This window comes from Pseudomonas ovata, from assembly GCF_003131185.1.
GTDB classification, from domain to species: domain Bacteria; phylum Pseudomonadota; class Gammaproteobacteria; order Pseudomonadales; family Pseudomonadaceae; genus Aquipseudomonas; species Aquipseudomonas ovata.
Genome location: NZ_QFFU01000020.1, coordinates 42,712 through 57,287, shown reverse-complemented (window position 1 = coordinate 57,287; position 14,576 = coordinate 42,712). Strand labels below are relative to the sequence as shown.

Below are 14,576 nucleotides of genomic sequence, written 5' to 3'. Positions count from 1 at the left end.
TGTTCAGTAGTGGTACCAGCGGGCCTGCAACATGACCTCATTCTGTGGCCCGCCCAGATGGCTGAAGTCGCGCTGTGCCGTCAGGCGCAGGCCCAGGTTGCGCGACACTTCCCACTGCTGGTTGAGACTGATGCTGCGGCGCACTTCACCGTTGGTGAAGTAATCGCCCTTGGCCTCCAGGCTCAGGTTGCCCAGCGGGTTGCGCCACAGCAGGCCGGTGTCGAAGCCGGCCGCCGGGGCGACGAAGGCGGCAAAGTCATTGTTGTGCTCGACGCGCACCGTGCCCAGGGCAAAGCCCAGCAGGTTGTCGTCCAGTTGCCAGGTGCCACCGGCGCCACCATTGACATGGCTGACCAGCGTCTGGTCGCCGTGCTTGCCCGGTACCCGTTCCAGGCCGCCGGCCACTTGCCAGGACCAGGGCTTGAGCAGTTCGGTGCGTGGGGTCATCGAGCGGATGGTCGCCAGGTCCAGGCGTTGCAGGTGCCACTCGTTGCCTTCGTACTGGCGCAGTTTCAGTTGCAGGATCTCGATCTGCGCACCCAGCGGGAAGCCATAGGCGTTGTCGTTCAGGTCGTGATAGGCCATGCGCAGGCCGTACTCGGCAAAGGCCTTGTCGTCCCGGCTGCCGACGCCCAGTTGCCAGGTGCGCGACTCGTGGCCTTCTTCGGGCAGCCCGGGCTGCTCGATCTGCAAGGCCGGGGGCGGGTTGCGGTTGATCGATTGCAGCAAGGCAAAGCTGCGCTGCGCGGCCTGGCTGTCACGGGCCTGGCCGTTGGCGCGGTAGCGCTCCAGGCGATACGCCGCGTCCTGGATCAGGGCGCGGCGTGCAGCCGGCAGCGACTGGTAGGCGGCGTCCTGCAGCCGGGCCGTGTCGGCGCTGATGGCCAGTACCCATTGCTGCTCGTCAGGATCAAGAGGCTCGGCGCGGCTGAGCAGTTCGCGCTCGCGGGAAGGACGGTATTCGGTCTTTTCCACCAGGCCGGCGGCCTTGATGGCTTTTACCGTGTCGGTCGGAATGGCGGTGAGGTCGAACTGATCGGTCAGCTTCAGGCCCGGACGGGCGATTTCCAGCAATTCCAGCAGGCGATAGGAGCAGTTTTCGTCAAAAAAGAAGTAGCTGAAGCGGATCTGCTTCAATTCCCAGACATGCTCGACCATGCGCTCGGTTTCAACGGTGCTCAGGTTCAGCCGGTACTCCCACAGGTCGCGGTTTTCCAGGCTGCGGTATTCAGAGAGTTTTTCCTGGTACGGGACCATGGAGAACAGGCCGGGATAGCCGCCTGCCAGGCCTTTCCAGGCATACAGGATGCTGTTGTCCATGCCCTCGATGTAGGCGCCGAAGTTGATCGCGTAGCTCAGCAGCGTGGTGTTGTTGGCCCGGGCGCTGGCCGGGTCGATGCGCAGCAGCGTATGGCCGAACATCGACGAGGGGCTGTTGAGGTAGGCCGCCGGAAAGATCAGCACGGTGCTGTCGGGGGCCACGTCCTTGAACCAGGCCTTGAACTCGCTGCAATCCACTGTCGGCAGGTCACGCAGGTGCAGTTTATCGCGCAGCCAGCGGGTGCGGGCCGGGTAGACGCACTGGGCATGCTGTTGTGCGTCACCGACCGGCGTCTTGATGGCGGCCAGGGTCGCGCTCAGTTCGGCCTGCGGATCATGGGCGCCGTTCTCGGCCAGGAAAAACCGGGGGTCATCGACATAACTGCGCCAGCCACCCAGGCGGGTCTGCTGGTAGTGGCCCAGTGAGATCCAGAAGGGATCACTGGCCAGTTGCTGCAGTCGCCCGTGCTCTACGGAGAGTGTGCCCGCTTGAGCAGCTTGAGGGGCCGCGCACAGCGGGGCACAGACCAACAGCGTCAGACAGGCGAGACGTTTGAGCATGGGAGGGCAACTGTTCGAAAAGAGAAGACCCGCCCCTTGTTACAGAGGCGGGGACACGCGTCAAGCCTGGGTAGCGTACTTGGCCAGGGTTGGGTCGTTTTTCAGGACGTCGAGGGTCTTGCTATGAACGTCTTCAGCGGTGGCGTCGGCCTTGGTGAAGATTTTCGAGAAGTTGTCATGGGTGACGGCCGCGAAACGCTCGCGGTCTTGCGGCGCAACGCCCAGGATCACGGCGTAGGTGGTCAGCGCTTCGCCCTGGCCCATCGCCATGTCCTTGGACAGCTCATCCATCATGCCATTCATGGCCAGCCAGGATTTGCCACCGTAGGTCAATGCACTGTTGGTCGAGCAACCGTTGGTGCCGCTGGTCATGCCGAAGGTGGCGTTGCCAGAGGTGCCGTTGGTGGTAGAAGCCAGGAAGTGCGCCGGAGTGCCACGCTGGCCTTCGAACAGCATGTTGCCCCAGCCGCAATCCGGACCGCCTGGCGCTTGAGCCATGGCGTTGACGGAAACAGCGGCAAAGAGCGTTCCAAGAAGAATCCGTTTCATAGCTTTATTCTCTTTGTGTGCGACCTGAGTGGGTCGGGATTGTGCGTCATTGCGTCAGTGCAGATGGCCATGATCGGCAACGTGCGCAATTTTGAGTGTGGCCCATGCCTGAGGGTTCCGCGATTTGTTGCCGATTATTGCGCTTTGTCGCGAACAGACGAGACGTTGTCGCCACTTGCAAGGCGCCGCCTTTGCCTGCGCCTTGCAAGTGATGTCCGGCGAGCGCCAGAATGCCGCTATCTGCCCGCGTGATGTAAGGAACACTGATGCCCGATTCTGTAGCTGCCAGTCTGCGTCTGGCGCCACAAGCGCTGACCCGTCCATTTACTGCTGAACAGTTCGCGTTCCAGACCACCAACGATCTGGAACCCTTTCGCGGAGTCCTCGGCCAGGAGCGTGCCGTTGAGGCCTTGCAGTTCGGGGTGGCGATGCCACGTCCCGGTTACAACGTGTATGTCATGGGCGAGCCCGGCACGGGCCGCTTTTCGTTCGTCAAACGCTACCTCAAGGCCGAGGCCAAGCGCCTGCAGACCCCGTCGGACTGGGTCTATGTCGACAATTTCGAAGAATCGCGCGAGCCCCGGGCCCTGGAGCTGCCTTCGGGCACGGCAACGGCGTTCATCGCCGACATCGGCGGCTTGATCGACAACCTGCTGGCAACCTTTCCGGCGGTGTTCGAGCACCCGTCCTACCAGCAAAAGAAAAGCACGATCGACCGTGCCTTCAACCAGCGCTACGACCGCGCCCTGGACGTGATCGAGCGCCTGTCGCTGGAGAAGGACATCGCCCTGTACCGCGACAGCTCCAATATCGCCTTTACGCCGATGGTCGATGGCAAGGCGCTGGACGAGGCCGAGTTCGCGCAGTTGCCCGAGGCCGAGCGCGAGCGCTTCCACGAGGACATTTCGGGCCTGGAAGAACGCCTGAATGAAGAACTGTCGAGCCTGCCGCAATGGAAGCGCGAGTCCAACAACCAGCTGCGCCAGCTCAACGAAGAAACCATCATCTTGGCGCTGCAGCCATTGCTCGCGCCGTTGTCGGAGCAGTACGCCGAGAACGCCGCGGTGTGCGCCTACCTGCAGGCCATGCAGGTCAACCTGCTCAAGACCGTGGTCGAGCAACTGGTCGACGACAGCAAGACCGATGCCCAGGCGCGCAAGCTGCTTGAAGACCAGTACAGCCCCAGCCTGGTGGTCGGCCATACCCACGGCGGCGGCGCGCCGGTGGTGTTCGAGTCGCACCCCACCTACGACAACCTGTTCGGCCGTATCGAATACAGCACCGACCAGGGTGCGCTGTACACCAGCTACCGGCAGTTGCGCCCCGGCGCACTGCACCGGGCCAATGGCGGCTTTCTGGTGCTGGAAGCCGAAAAGCTGTTCGGCGAACCGTTTGTCTGGGACGCCCTCAAGCGCACCCTGCAATCGCGCAAGCTGAAGATGGAATCGCCGCTGGGCGAACTGGGCCGGGTCGCCACCGTGACCCTGACACCGCAAGTGATCCCCTGGAGCGTGAAGGTGATCATCATCGGCTCGCGCTCGCTGTACTACACCTTGCAGGACGTCGATCCGGACTTTCAGGAGATGTTCCGGGTGCTGGTCGACTTCGACGAAGAAATCCCGATGGTCGACGAAACCCTGGAGCAGTTCGCCCAGTTGCTCAAGACCCGCACCTTCGAAGAAGGCATGGCGCCGCTCACCGCCGACGCCGTGGCACGCCTGGCCACCTACAGTGCGCGCCTGGCCGAGCACCAGGGGCGTTTGTCGGCGCGTATCGGCGACCTGTTCCAGTTGGTCAGCGAGGCCGACTTCATCCGCCAGCTGGCCAATGAAGAACTCACTGATGCCGGGCACATCGAGCGGGCGCTCAAGGCCAAGGCCACACGCACCGGGCGGGTCTCGGCGCGGATTCTCGACGATATGCTGGCCGGCATCATCCTGATCGACACCGACGGTGCGGCGGTGGGCAAGTGCAACGGCCTGACCGTGCTGGAAGTGGGCGACTCGGCCTTTGGCGTGCCGGCGCGGATCTCGGCGACCGTCTATCCGGGTGGCAGCGGCATCGTCGACATCGAGCGCGAGGTCAACCTTGGCCAGCCGATCCACTCCAAGGGCGTGATGATCCTGACCGGTTACCTGGGCAGCCGCTATGCACAGGAGTTTCCGCTGGCGATCTCGGCAAGCATCGCCCTGGAGCAGTCCTATGGCTACGTTGATGGCGACAGTGCCTCGCTGGGCGAGGTCTGCACCCTGATCTCGGCCTTGTCGCGCACCCCGCTCAAACAATGCTTTGCCATTACCGGCTCGATCAACCAGTTCGGTGAAGTGCAGGCGGTGGGCGGGGTCAACGAGAAGATCGAGGGCTTCTTCCGGTTGTGCGAGGCGCGTGGCCTGACCGGCGAGCAGGGTGCGATCATTCCGCGTTCCAACGTCGCCACCCTGATGCTCGACGAGCGAGTGCTGCAGGCTGTGCGGGACGGGCAGTTCCATATCTATGCGGTGAGCCAGGCCGACGAGGCCCTGAGCCTGCTGGTGGGCGAGCCGGCCGGTGAGCCGGACGAGGAGGGCGAATTCCCTGAGGGCAGCGTCAACGCCCGTGTGGTCGAGCGGCTGCGCGACATTGCACAAATGCTCAGCGATGAAGACCTCAAGGAAGAGCTGGAAAAGGAGCCGGCGCAGCTGGCTCCCGAGCTCAAACCCTGAGTTGAAGCGGTGTGAATGCCGCAGGGTTCACACTCTGCGGCATCCGTTCGTCCTGCCCGCGTCTGAGCCGGGGTTTTTCCTCTATGCTCAGGGATCAATCGGTTGCCTGCGAATGGGTGTTCTGGTGGCCCCTGTGTCCATGAGGAGGAAGTCGTCATGTCGCGAAGCCTTTGCCTGACCCGCCACTGCCTGGGGCTGGTGACGCGGATCGAATGCATCATCCGGCCCCTGGGTGAAAGCGGGCTGTGGACATTGCTGTTCGCCGCCGGCATGTCGGGCGAGCAGCCTTCGGCGATCAAGGCCCAGGGGCCTTTCCCCGGTGCCCGCGCCGCCGAATCGGTGCTGCAGGCAATTGCCGACAGCCTGAGCCTGAACGGCTACCAGTTCTGTGACGACCTGCCCATCTGGAGCCTGCACCTGCAAGGCGAATTGCGCCGGCTCAACAGCCAGATGACCCAGAGCCAGCGGTCCTCGCTGTAAAAACTGACTGCACTCAGTTTGTGGGAGAGGACTTGCCCGCGATTAGGCCGGTGAAACTGAACCCTCTCTGCAGGTCTGTACCGCCGCCATCGCCGGCAAGCCGCCTCCCACAGGATTGATGTCGCCCAAGGTCTCGTGTCTGGCATCAGACTGTGGGAGGGGGCTTTGCCCGCGATGGGGCCAGCAAGACCGGTACATCTGCTTGCCTTTACCGCCGCCATCGTCGGCACGCCGCTTCCCACAGCTCATTGCGTTGCCCTGCTGCGCGGCATTTTGTCGCGGCTCAAGAGCCGTCATGGCGTCCTGATATACTCGCGCGCCCATTTCCAGTCACAGGCGAGTCCCGATGGAACGTTTCTTTGAAAATGCCATGTATGCATCGCGTTGGCTGCTGGCCCCGATTTACTTCGGCCTGTCCCTTGGGTTGCTGGCACTGGGGCTGAAATTCTTCCAGGAAGTCTTCCACGTCCTGCCCAACATCTTCTCGCTGGCCGAAGCCGACCTGATCCTGGTGTTGCTGTCGCTGATCGACATGGCGCTGGTGGGTGGCCTGCTGGTCATGGTGATGATCTCCGGCTACGAAAACTTCGTTTCGCAACTGGACATCGACGAAGACAAGGAAAAGCTCAACTGGCTCGGTACCATGGATTCTTCGTCGCTGAAGATGAAAGTGGCGGCCTCCATCGTGGCGATTTCCTCGATCCACCTGCTGCGGGTGTTCATGGACGCACGCAACATCGAGACCGAATACCTGATGTGGTACGTGATCATCCACATGACGTTCGTGATCTCGGCCTTCGTGATGGGGTACCTGGACCGGTTGACCAAGCATTGATCATCAAGGCCTTGCCGCTGACGGTGTTGCGGTAGGGCCAGCCGGCCTGATTATGCTAGGCTGGCCGCCCTTTTATCCGGGGTGTCGGGTCGGCAATGGCGCAGGTCACACGCTTTGCGGGCATTGAGTACCAGACACTCCCTTGCGGAGCAGCGTTATGTCCGAAGTCAATCTGTCCACCGACGAAACCCGCGTCAGCTATGGCATCGGCCGCCAACTGGGCGACCAACTGCGTGACAACCCGCCGCCGGGCGTCGACCTGCAGGCCATCCTCACCGGCCTGACCGATGCATTCAACAGCCAGCCGAGCCGCGTCAGCCAGGAAGACCTGTCGGCCAGCTTCAAGGTCATTCGTGAAGTCATGCAATCGCAGGCGGCGGCCAAGGCCGAGCAGGCGGCGGCTGCCGGTGTCGCTTACCTGGCTGAAAATGCCAAGCGTGAAGGCATCACCACCCTGGCCTCGGGTCTGCAATTTGAAGTGCTGAAATCCGGTGATGGCGCCAAGCCAAGCCGTGAAGACCAGGTGCGTACCCACTACCACGGCACCCTGATCGATGGCACCGTGTTCGACAGCTCCTACGATCGTGGCGAGCCTGCCGAATTTCCAGTGGGCGGCGTGATCGCCGGCTGGACCGAAGCCCTGCAACTGATGAATGCCGGCAGCAAATGGCGCCTGTATGTGCCAAGCGAGCTGGCCTACGGCGCTCAAGGCGTTGGCAGCATCCCGCCGCACAGCGTGCTGGTCTTCGACGTCGAGCTGCTCGACGTTCTGTAAGCTGCAAGCGCGCCGGCTGAGCGATCCCGCAAGGGCGTTCAGCCGCTGCGCTGTCCAGCCTTCACAGGCTCAGCTCGCCCATCGGGCGCAGCGCTCGCGCATAGCAAAACAGAAACAGGTTGCGCACCAGCTCCTTGAGCACCACCGGCTCGCTCGAATTGAGGCCGTGGACATCCAGGTCGCCCTGATCGCGCAATTCCTCCAGCGCCTCTTCCCCAAGCACGGCACACACCTCACCGGTCTCGCGATGCAGAATGCGCAGGTAGGGTTGTGGACGATCCAGCCATGCATCGATCAAATAAGTCATGTTCCATCTCCTGTTTCGATTCGATGAGAATAATTCTTATTACGATAATAGCAAGTCTCTATTGAGATCAATTCGCATTTTCTGGCGAGCGGTCGTTTGTTTCTGATGTGGATGAAGGGGATTGGAGGCTTGGGCTGCGTCCATCAAGCACAATGCGATTTACTGACTTTATTGGATATTGGGTTTGCTGCTGTAGGAGCGCGCTCTGCCCGCGACCGGCTGCGTTAGCAGTCGTAAATTTGTGGCGTTTCGCAGATTTCTGAATGCGTTCACTATGAGTTTGTGGCGTTTCATCAATTTTGCGAGCGCTACGCACTCGGTCGTCCGAGTGCGGCCCAGGCCAAGCGCGCTCCTACACCGCTCCAGTGTTTGCTGCGTGATAGTGCGGTGTCAGCGCCCAATAAAAAGCCCGTCACAGGGACGGGCTTTTTCGTGGCAGGCCGTGAATCAGTGCGTGCGGGCGACCGCAAATTCGCTCAGTTCCACCAGCGCATCGCGGTACTCACTCGGTGGCAGGGCTTCGAGGCAGGTGATGGCGCGCGCCACGTAGTCGCGGGCCATGCGGGCCGTGTAGTCCAGGGCGCCGGCGCTTTCGACCGCTGCGCGGATGCTCTCCAGATCGTCCAGGCCGCCTTTCTGGATCGCCTGACGCACCAGGGCGGCCTGTTCGGCGGTGCCTTCGCGCATGGTGTAGATCAGCGGCAGGGTGGGCTTGCCTTCGGCGAGGTCGTCGCCGACGTTCTTGCCCAGCGTTTCGGCGTCGCCACGGTAGTCGAGCAGGTCGTCGACCAACTGGAAGGCCACGCCGAGGTGGTCACCGAAGGTTCGCAAGGCTTCACTCTGCTCGACACTGGCGCCACACAGCGCAGCGGCGCTATGGGTGGAGGCCTCGAACAGCATGGCGGTCTTGCCCCGGATCACTTCCATGTAGATTTCTTCGGTGGTGCTGGCATCGCGAACCTTCGACAGCTGTAGCACCTCGCCCTCGGCAATCACACGGGTGGCCTTGGAAAGAATCTTCATGACTTCCATCGAGCCCAGTTCGACCATCATTTCGAACGAGCGCGAATAAAGGAAGTCGCCGACCAGCACGCTGGGCGCGTTGCCCCACAGGGCGTTGGCCGTCGAGCGGCCACGGCGCATGCCGGACATGTCGACCACGTCGTCATGCAGCAGGGTGGCGGTGTGCAGGAACTCGATGGTGGCAGCCAGAAGGCGCAGGTCGTCGCCCTGATGCCCCAGGGCCTTGCCGCACAACAGCACCAGCAGCGGACGCAGGCGCTTGCCGCCGGCCGAGGTGATGTAATCGCCGATCTTGGAGACCAACGGTACGCGTGACGTGAGTTGCTGCTTGATGATCAGGTCAACGGCACTAAAGTCGTCCGCCACCGCGCGGTAGAAAGCTTGGGGTTGCATCAGCGACAGGTGCTCCAGATAGGTTGCGCCGCATGCTAGGTCGCGGGTCAGGGTGTGTCAAGGCGTGTTGGCCGGGCACTTGCAAGGCTTCGAAGGCTTGCGTACAATCGCGCACCCTTACTTTCTTGGGCAGCACCTGCCTTACGCAATTGCATTAAGGTCTCCAGCCTGATGCAGCCATGCCAGCCGACACTCTACCTATAAAGAGCTGGGTGAGCAGGATTTTCGGAGAGATACCATGTCTTACGCAGTAATCGTTACGGGTGGCAAGCAGTACAAAGTCGCCCCGGGTGAATACCTGAAAGTTGAAAAACTGGAAGTCGCCACCGGCGAATCCATCACTTTTGACCGTGTGCTGCTGATCGGCAACGGCGACGAAGTCACCATCGGCGCTCCTGTCGTTGCTGGCGCTACCGTTGTCGCTGAAGTGATTGCACAAGGTCGCCACGACAAGGTTCGCATCATCAAGTTCCGTCGTCGTAAGCACCACATGAAGCGCCAGGGCCACCGTCAGTGGTACACCGAGATCAAAATCACCGGTATTCAGGCGTAATCCAGCCTAATCCTCATTTGGAGAATTGACTCATGGCACACAAAAAAGCCGGCGGTAGTACTCGCAACGGTCGCGACTCAGAAAGTAAACGTCTTGGCGTTAAAATCTACGGCGGCCAGGCCATCATCCCAGGCAACATCATCATCCGTCAGCGTGGCACCGAGTTCCACGCCGGCTACGGTGTTGGCATGGGCAAAGACCACACCTTGTTCGCGAAAGTGGAAGGCGTGGTGAAGTTCGAAGTGAAGGGCGCTTTCAATCGCCGTTACGTAAGCATCATTCCGAAGGCTGAAGCCGCGGCAGTGTAATTACGTGTTGCATGAAAAGCCCTGTCTTGCGACGGGGCTTTTTCGTTTTCGGTGGTGGTGAGTCTCTTGCAAAGCTGTCTGTGCGAGCTGTTGTGATACGGGCCCGGGGCCCTCTGGTTTTTTGATCGGTGTCGCAGCGCTCATCTTTGCAAGAGGCTTATGAATTCATGTGGTTTTGCTCGTCTTCGTGACGGGAGCAAGTGTTATGAAATTTGTTGATGAAGTATCGATTCGCGTAAAGGCCGGTGACGGCGGCAACGGTTGCATGAGCTTCCGTCGGGAAAAATTCATTGAAAACGGCGGCCCCAACGGCGGCGACGGTGGCGATGGCGGTTCGGTGTACATGGTCGCCGACGAAAACCTCAACACCCTGGTCGACTACCGTTACACCCGCCACTTTGACGCACAGCGCGGCTCCAATGGCGGCAGCACCGACTGCACCGGCGCCAAGGGCGAAGACATGATCCTGCGCGTGCCGGTCGGCACCACGGTGATCGACGCCGGCACCCAGGAAATCATCGGCGACCTGACCAAGGCTGGTCAGCGCCTGATGGTCGCCCAGGGCGGCTGGCACGGCCTGGGCAACACCCGCTTCAAGTCCAGTACCAACCGGGCGCCACGCCAGACCACGCCAGGCAAGCCAGGCGACCAGCGTGACCTGAAGCTGGAGCTTAAAGTGTTGGCCGACGTCGGCCTGCTGGGCCTGCCGAACGCCGGCAAGAGCACGTTCATTCGCTCGGTGTCGGCCGCCAAGCCGAAAGTGGCCGACTACCCGTTCACCACCCTGGTGCCGAACCTGGGCGTGGTCAGTGTCGACCGCTGGAAGAGCTTCGTGGTTGCCGACATTCCGGGCCTGATCGAAGGCGCCTCCGAAGGCGCCGGCCTGGGCATTCGCTTCCTCAAGCACCTGGCGCGTACCCGCCTGCTGCTGCACCTGGTCGACATGGCACCGATGGATGAGTCCAGTGCTGCCGATGCCGCCGAGGTGATCATCAACGAGCTGGTGCGCTTCAGCCCGGCCCTGGCCGAGCGTGACCGCTGGCTGGTGCTGAACAAGTGCGACCAGTTGCTGGAAGAAGAGCAGGAAGAGCGCAAGCGCGAAATCGTCGAGCAACTGGGCTGGACGGGCCCGGTCTACGTGATCTCGGCCATTGCCCACGAAGGCACCGAGCGCCTGTCGCGTGACATCATGCGTTACCTGGAAGACCGTGCCGATCGTCTGGCGCGTGATCCGGCCTACGCCGAAGAGCTGGCCGAGCTGGACCAGCGTATCGAAGACGAGGCGCGTGCCCAATTGCAGGCGCTGGACGACCAGCGCGCCCTGCGTCGCAGTGGCGTGAAGAGTGTCGAGGATGTCAGTGACGACGATTGGGATGATGATCTGGACGATGAAGACGGTCCGGAAATCATTTACGTCCGCGACTGATCGCATGCAGTAAACTGACGCCGCTTTCGAGCGGCGTTTTTGTGTCTGCTCTGTTTGTATGAACAATTCGTATTCAACAACTCTCTGGCTAAGGTTGGAAGATGATGCGCAGCAAAGTGACAGGTGCCCAGCGCTGGGTCGTGAAGATCGGCAGTGCCTTGCTGACTGCGGATGGCAAGGGGCTGGATCGCTCGGCAATGGGCGTGTGGGTCGAACAGATGGTGGCGCTGCATGAAGCGGGCGTCGAGCTGGTGCTGGTGTCCTCCGGGGCGGTGGCGGCGGGCATGAGCCGTCTGGGCTGGACCACGCGACCGAGCGCGATGCACGAGTTGCAGGCGGCTGCGGCCATCGGCCAGATGGGTCTGGTGCAGGCCTGGGAGTCGAGTTTTGCCGAGCATGGCCGACACACGGCGCAGATCCTGCTGACCCATGACGACCTGTCCGACCGCAAGCGCTACCTGAATGCGCGCAGCACCTTGCGTGCCCTGGTCGAGCTGGGTGTGGTGCCGGTGATCAATGAAAACGACACCGTGGTCACCGACGAGATCCGCTTTGGCGACAACGACACCCTGGCGGCGCTGGTGGCCAACCTGGTCGAGGCCGACCTGCTGGTGATTCTGACCGACCGCGACGGCATGTTCGATGCCGACCCGCGCAACAACCCCGATGCCCGGTTGATTTCCGAGGCGCGCGCCGATGACCCGGCGCTTGATGCCGTGGCCGGCGGCACCGGCGGGGCGCTGGGGCGTGGTGGCATGCAGACCAAGCTGCGTGCGGCGCGGCTGGCAGCACGCTCGGGGGCGCACACGGTGATCGTCGGTGGGCGTATCGAGCAGGTGCTGTCGCGCCTCAAGGCGGGCGAGCTCCTGGGCACGTTGTTGTCGCCAGAGCGCGAAATGCTCGCGGCGCGCAAGCAATGGCTGGCCGGGCACCTGCAAACCCGCGGCACGCTGGTACTCGACCAGGGCGCGGTGGCGGCGCTGGTGTCGGACAACAAGAGTCTGCTGCCGGTGGGCGTCAAGCTGGTGCAGGGCAGTTTCCGCCGCGGCGAAATGGTCGTGTGCGTTGCGCCTGATGGGCGTGAAGTCGCGCGCGGCCTGAGCAACTACAGCGCCATCGAGGCGCAGAAGATCATTGGCCAGTCCTCCGAGGCCATCGTCCGGGTGCTGGGCTACATGGCCGAGCCTGAACTGGTGCATCGCGATAACCTGATTCTGGTCTGAACAAGGTGGGTATGAACATGCAGCGTGGGCTCAGGAAAGTGGCGGCACTGGCGCTGTTCGGGTCAGTGCTGGGCGGTGCCTTGCCAGTGATGGCCGAAGAGATCGGCCAGGTGTCGACCGTGTTCAAGCTGGTCGGGCCCAATGACCGGATCATGGTCGAGGCCTTCGATGATCCCGGCGTCGAGGGGGTGACGTGTTACCTGTCGCGGGCCAAGACCGGCGGCGTCAAGGGTGGCCTGGGGCTGGCCGAAGACCGTGCCGAGGCGTCCATCGCCTGCCGGCAGGTCGGGCCGATTCGCTTCAAGGGCGCGCTCAAGGACGGGGAGGAGGTGTTCAAGGAGCGCACCTCGCTGGTGTTCAAGACCATGCAGGTGGTGCGCTTTCTCGACAAGAAGCGCAATACCCTGGTGTACCTGGTGTACAGCGACCGGCTGATCGAGGGCAGTCCGCAGAATGCGGTGACCGCCATCCCGATCCTGCCCTGGTCGAGTGCTGCCACGCCTTGATTGTGGTTGGGGTGATGATAGTAATATGTCATCACTCCTTGACTGCATGATGGTGATTGCCATGCTCGCTCCGTCTGGCTATTAGCCTGTGTCGCGCCGCTTTTTTTCCTCGCCCCATTTTGTGCAGTCGCTGCTGGCGATGCTGTGCGTCCTGACCTTGACCTTTCTCTGGGTACTGTACTTCCAGCAACAGGCGCGCTCACGCGATGAGGCGCTGCAGGCGGCCTCTGCGGAGCATCTCAATCTGGCGACCATCGCCGCGCAGAACCTGCGCCAACTGGTAGACCGTGCCCAGGCCGTCGGCAAGGTGGCGCGGGGCGATATGGACAGTTCGGTGGACAACTACCGTTCTCTGGTGCGCATGCTGGCCGAAGATACGGTGTTCAAGCGCATGGCGCTCTATGGCCTTGGCGGTCATCTGTTGTCTGCCAGTCATCCAGGTGTGCCTGCACAAATGCCACCGCGCTGGCGGGCGCAACTGCATGCGCATGTCGAGCATCATGGTTTTACCGCGCTGCTGCAGTGGCCTGAAAGCCCTGAGCCGGGTCGATGGCTACCTTTCTTGCTGCCACTGGTCAATGCCGTTACCGGAAAAATGGAGAGTATTCTGGTCGTGCAGCTGGATGCGGATTACCTGGCCTCGCTCTTCGAGCATATCGATCTGGGGCGCAGCGGCATGATGCGCCTGCTCGACAATGAGGGGCGCGAGCTGTTGCGGGTTTCCAGTGGCGGGCTGGTGATGGCCGGCAAGCCGCTGGCACCGGCGTTGCCCCAGGCCGGGGCCTTGACGGGGGAGATGCTCCAGTCCGACGCCCGTGAGCGTTACCAGAGCCTGTACGTGCGTGTGCCGCAGCGCGGTTTCAGCGTGGTGGTCAGCCAGGGCTACGATGAAATCCTGGCGTCGTCGCGGCAGATCTACCAGCGTCAGTTCGTATTGAATCTGTGTATGAGCGTGCTGATTCTGGGGGCGGTGCTGTGGATCCTTCTGGGGCTGTACAGGCGCCAGCAGGCCTTTGCCGCGCTGGAGCAGGCGCAGCAGGTCAATCAGGACCTGATCGTTCGCCTTGAGGAGGAGCATCGGCGCAGCAGTCATGCAGCGGCCACCGACCACCTCAGCGGTTTGCATAACCGCCGCAAGTTTCTGGAGATTGCCCCGCAGGCGCTGAGCGATCAGTGCGGGCAGGGTGGTCTGCTGGCCATTCTGTTTATCGACATGGACCGTTTCAAGTCGATCAACGATTCGCTCGGGCACAAGGTCGGCGATCTGTTGCTGCAGGCGGTGGCCGGGCGTATCCAGGGCTTGCTGGAGCCGGCCGACCAGGCTGCGCGCTTCGGTGGCGATGAGTTTGTCGTGCTATTGGCGGGTGAGCGCACGGAGGCTCAGGTCGAGCTCTGGGTCAGGGCGCTGGTGCAGCGGTTGACGGAGGTCTATGCGCTGGACGATCACCGGGTTCATAGCAGTCCGAGCGTCGGTGTCAGCCTGTGCCCGCGGGACGGCCAGGAGGTCGATGAGTTGATCCGGGGTGCCGATGCGGCGATGTATTCAGCCAAGCGGGCAGGGCGTGGGCAATACCGCTTTTTCGATGCGTCGCTGAGCGTGGCGGATACGCAGGTG

General features: G+C 62.2%; 13 protein-coding genes and 1 pseudogene. 10 read left to right on the top strand and 4 right to left on the bottom strand.

The genetic code is table 11. The features are described from left to right. Positions 1-3 precede the first annotated feature (3 nt). Both DGA31_RS21845 and DGA31_RS21840 read right to left on the bottom strand, forming a co-directional pair. Positions 4-1,881 carry an Lnb N-terminal periplasmic domain-containing protein gene (locus tag DGA31_RS21845; protein ID WP_109513945.1) on the bottom strand — a complete coding sequence of 626 codons (1,878 nt, stop codon included), beginning with the start codon at positions 1,879-1,881 and terminating at the stop codon, positions 4-6. A gap of 60 nt (positions 1,882-1,941) precedes the next feature. Continuing rightward, positions 1,942-2,430, bottom strand: coding sequence for a DUF3015 domain-containing protein (locus DGA31_RS21840; RefSeq protein ID WP_056841937.1), 489 nt, complete (start codon positions 2,428-2,430; stop codon positions 1,942-1,944). Positions 2,431-2,696: 266 nt separating this feature from the next. Between DGA31_RS21840 and DGA31_RS21835 the strand changes: the two genes are divergently transcribed. The 4 genes from DGA31_RS21835 (at position 2,697) to DGA31_RS21815 (ending at position 7,222) form a co-directional block, all read left to right on the top strand. Continuing rightward, complete coding sequence (locus DGA31_RS21835; RefSeq protein ID WP_109513944.1) at positions 2,697-5,132, top strand: Lon protease family protein; 2,436 nt, start codon at positions 2,697-2,699, stop codon at positions 5,130-5,132. 156 nt (positions 5,133-5,288) lie between these two features. After that, positions 5,289-5,612, top strand: coding sequence for a PA4575 family protein (locus DGA31_RS21830; protein ID WP_056841939.1), 324 nt, complete (start codon positions 5,289-5,291; stop codon positions 5,610-5,612). Between the two features lie 346 nt (positions 5,613-5,958). Continuing rightward, the gene (locus tag DGA31_RS21820; RefSeq protein WP_056841940.1) at positions 5,959-6,447 is read left to right on the top strand and encodes a TIGR00645 family protein; all 489 of its coding nucleotides are present in this window, start codon (positions 5,959-5,961) and stop codon (positions 6,445-6,447) included. Positions 6,448-6,604: 157 nt separating this feature from the next. Further along, entirely contained in the window at positions 6,605-7,222 is a 618-nt protein-coding gene (locus DGA31_RS21815) for a BamJ family beta-barrel-assembly machinery protein (RefSeq protein ID WP_056841941.1), read from the top strand. Positions 7,223-7,283: 61 nt separating this feature from the next. Here DGA31_RS21815 and DGA31_RS21810 read toward each other — a convergent pair whose 3' ends face one another. Both DGA31_RS21810 and DGA31_RS21805 read right to left on the bottom strand, forming a co-directional pair. Continuing rightward, positions 7,284-7,529 (bottom strand): PA4570 family protein, encoded by a 246-nt coding sequence (locus DGA31_RS21810; protein ID WP_056841942.1) that lies wholly within the window; start codon positions 7,527-7,529, stop codon positions 7,284-7,286. Positions 7,530-7,976: 447 nt separating this feature from the next. Continuing rightward, positions 7,977-8,945, bottom strand: coding sequence for a polyprenyl synthetase family protein (locus DGA31_RS21805; protein ID WP_056841943.1), 969 nt, complete (start codon positions 8,943-8,945; stop codon positions 7,977-7,979). A 238-nt stretch (positions 8,946-9,183) separates the two neighbouring features. Between DGA31_RS21805 and rplU the strand changes: the two genes are divergently transcribed. The 6 genes and pseudogenes from rplU to DGA31_RS21775 form a co-directional block, all read left to right on the top strand. Further along, a complete protein-coding gene (gene rplU / locus DGA31_RS21800) occupies positions 9,184-9,498 on the top strand; it encodes a 50S ribosomal protein L21 (protein WP_056841944.1) in 315 nt (104 codons plus the stop codon). A gap of 32 nt (positions 9,499-9,530) precedes the next feature. After that, positions 9,531-9,806 carry a 50S ribosomal protein L27 gene (rpmA, locus tag DGA31_RS21795; RefSeq protein ID WP_056841945.1) on the top strand — a complete coding sequence of 92 codons (276 nt, stop codon included), beginning with the start codon at positions 9,531-9,533 and terminating at the stop codon, positions 9,804-9,806. Positions 9,807-10,011: 205 nt separating this feature from the next. Continuing rightward, the gene (gene cgtA / locus DGA31_RS21790; RefSeq protein WP_056841946.1) at positions 10,012-11,232 is read left to right on the top strand and encodes an Obg family GTPase CgtA; all 1,221 of its coding nucleotides are present in this window, start codon (positions 10,012-10,014) and stop codon (positions 11,230-11,232) included. A gap of 104 nt (positions 11,233-11,336) precedes the next feature. After that, a complete protein-coding gene (gene proB / locus DGA31_RS21785) occupies positions 11,337-12,455 on the top strand; it encodes a glutamate 5-kinase (protein WP_109513981.1) in 1,119 nt (372 codons plus the stop codon). A gap of 17 nt (positions 12,456-12,472) precedes the next feature. Then, positions 12,473-12,961, top strand: coding sequence for a CreA family protein (locus DGA31_RS21780; protein WP_241509633.1), 489 nt, complete (start codon positions 12,473-12,475; stop codon positions 12,959-12,961). Between the two features lie 88 nt (positions 12,962-13,049). After that, a pseudogene (locus tag DGA31_RS21775) lies at positions 13,050-14,573 on the top strand (diguanylate cyclase domain-containing protein); the annotation flags it as partial. Positions 14,574-14,576 lie beyond the last annotated feature (3 nt).

Bases quoted from the DNA above. Each gene is read 5' to 3' on its own strand.
- cgtA (WP_056841946.1), top strand. From the start codon at position 10,012: ATGAAATTTGTTGATGAAGTATCGATTCGCGTAAAGGCCGGTGACGGC.
- proB (WP_109513981.1), top strand. From the start codon at position 11,337: ATGCGCAGCAAAGTGACAGGTGCCCAGCGCTGGGTCGTGAAGATCGGC.
- DGA31_RS21845 (WP_109513945.1), bottom strand. From the start codon at position 1,881: ATGCTCAAACGTCTCGCCTGTCTGACGCTGTTGGTCTGTGCCCCGCTG.
- DGA31_RS21830 (WP_056841939.1), top strand. From the start codon at position 5,289: ATGTCGCGAAGCCTTTGCCTGACCCGCCACTGCCTGGGGCTGGTGACG.
- DGA31_RS21805 (WP_056841943.1), bottom strand. From the start codon at position 8,945: ATGCAACCCCAAGCTTTCTACCGCGCGGTGGCGGACGACTTTAGTGCC.
- DGA31_RS21780 (WP_241509633.1), top strand. From the start codon at position 12,473: ATGCAGCGTGGGCTCAGGAAAGTGGCGGCACTGGCGCTGTTCGGGTCA.
- DGA31_RS21835 (WP_109513944.1), top strand. From the start codon at position 2,697: ATGCCCGATTCTGTAGCTGCCAGTCTGCGTCTGGCGCCACAAGCGCTG.
- rpmA (WP_056841945.1), top strand. From the start codon at position 9,531: ATGGCACACAAAAAAGCCGGCGGTAGTACTCGCAACGGTCGCGACTCA.
- DGA31_RS21810 (WP_056841942.1), bottom strand. From the start codon at position 7,529: ATGACTTATTTGATCGATGCATGGCTGGATCGTCCACAACCCTACCTG.
- DGA31_RS21820 (WP_056841940.1), top strand. From the start codon at position 5,959: ATGGAACGTTTCTTTGAAAATGCCATGTATGCATCGCGTTGGCTGCTG.
- DGA31_RS21840 (WP_056841937.1), bottom strand. From the start codon at position 2,430: ATGAAACGGATTCTTCTTGGAACGCTCTTTGCCGCTGTTTCCGTCAAC.
- rplU (WP_056841944.1), top strand. From the start codon at position 9,184: ATGTCTTACGCAGTAATCGTTACGGGTGGCAAGCAGTACAAAGTCGCC.
- DGA31_RS21815 (WP_056841941.1), top strand. From the start codon at position 6,605: ATGTCCGAAGTCAATCTGTCCACCGACGAAACCCGCGTCAGCTATGGC.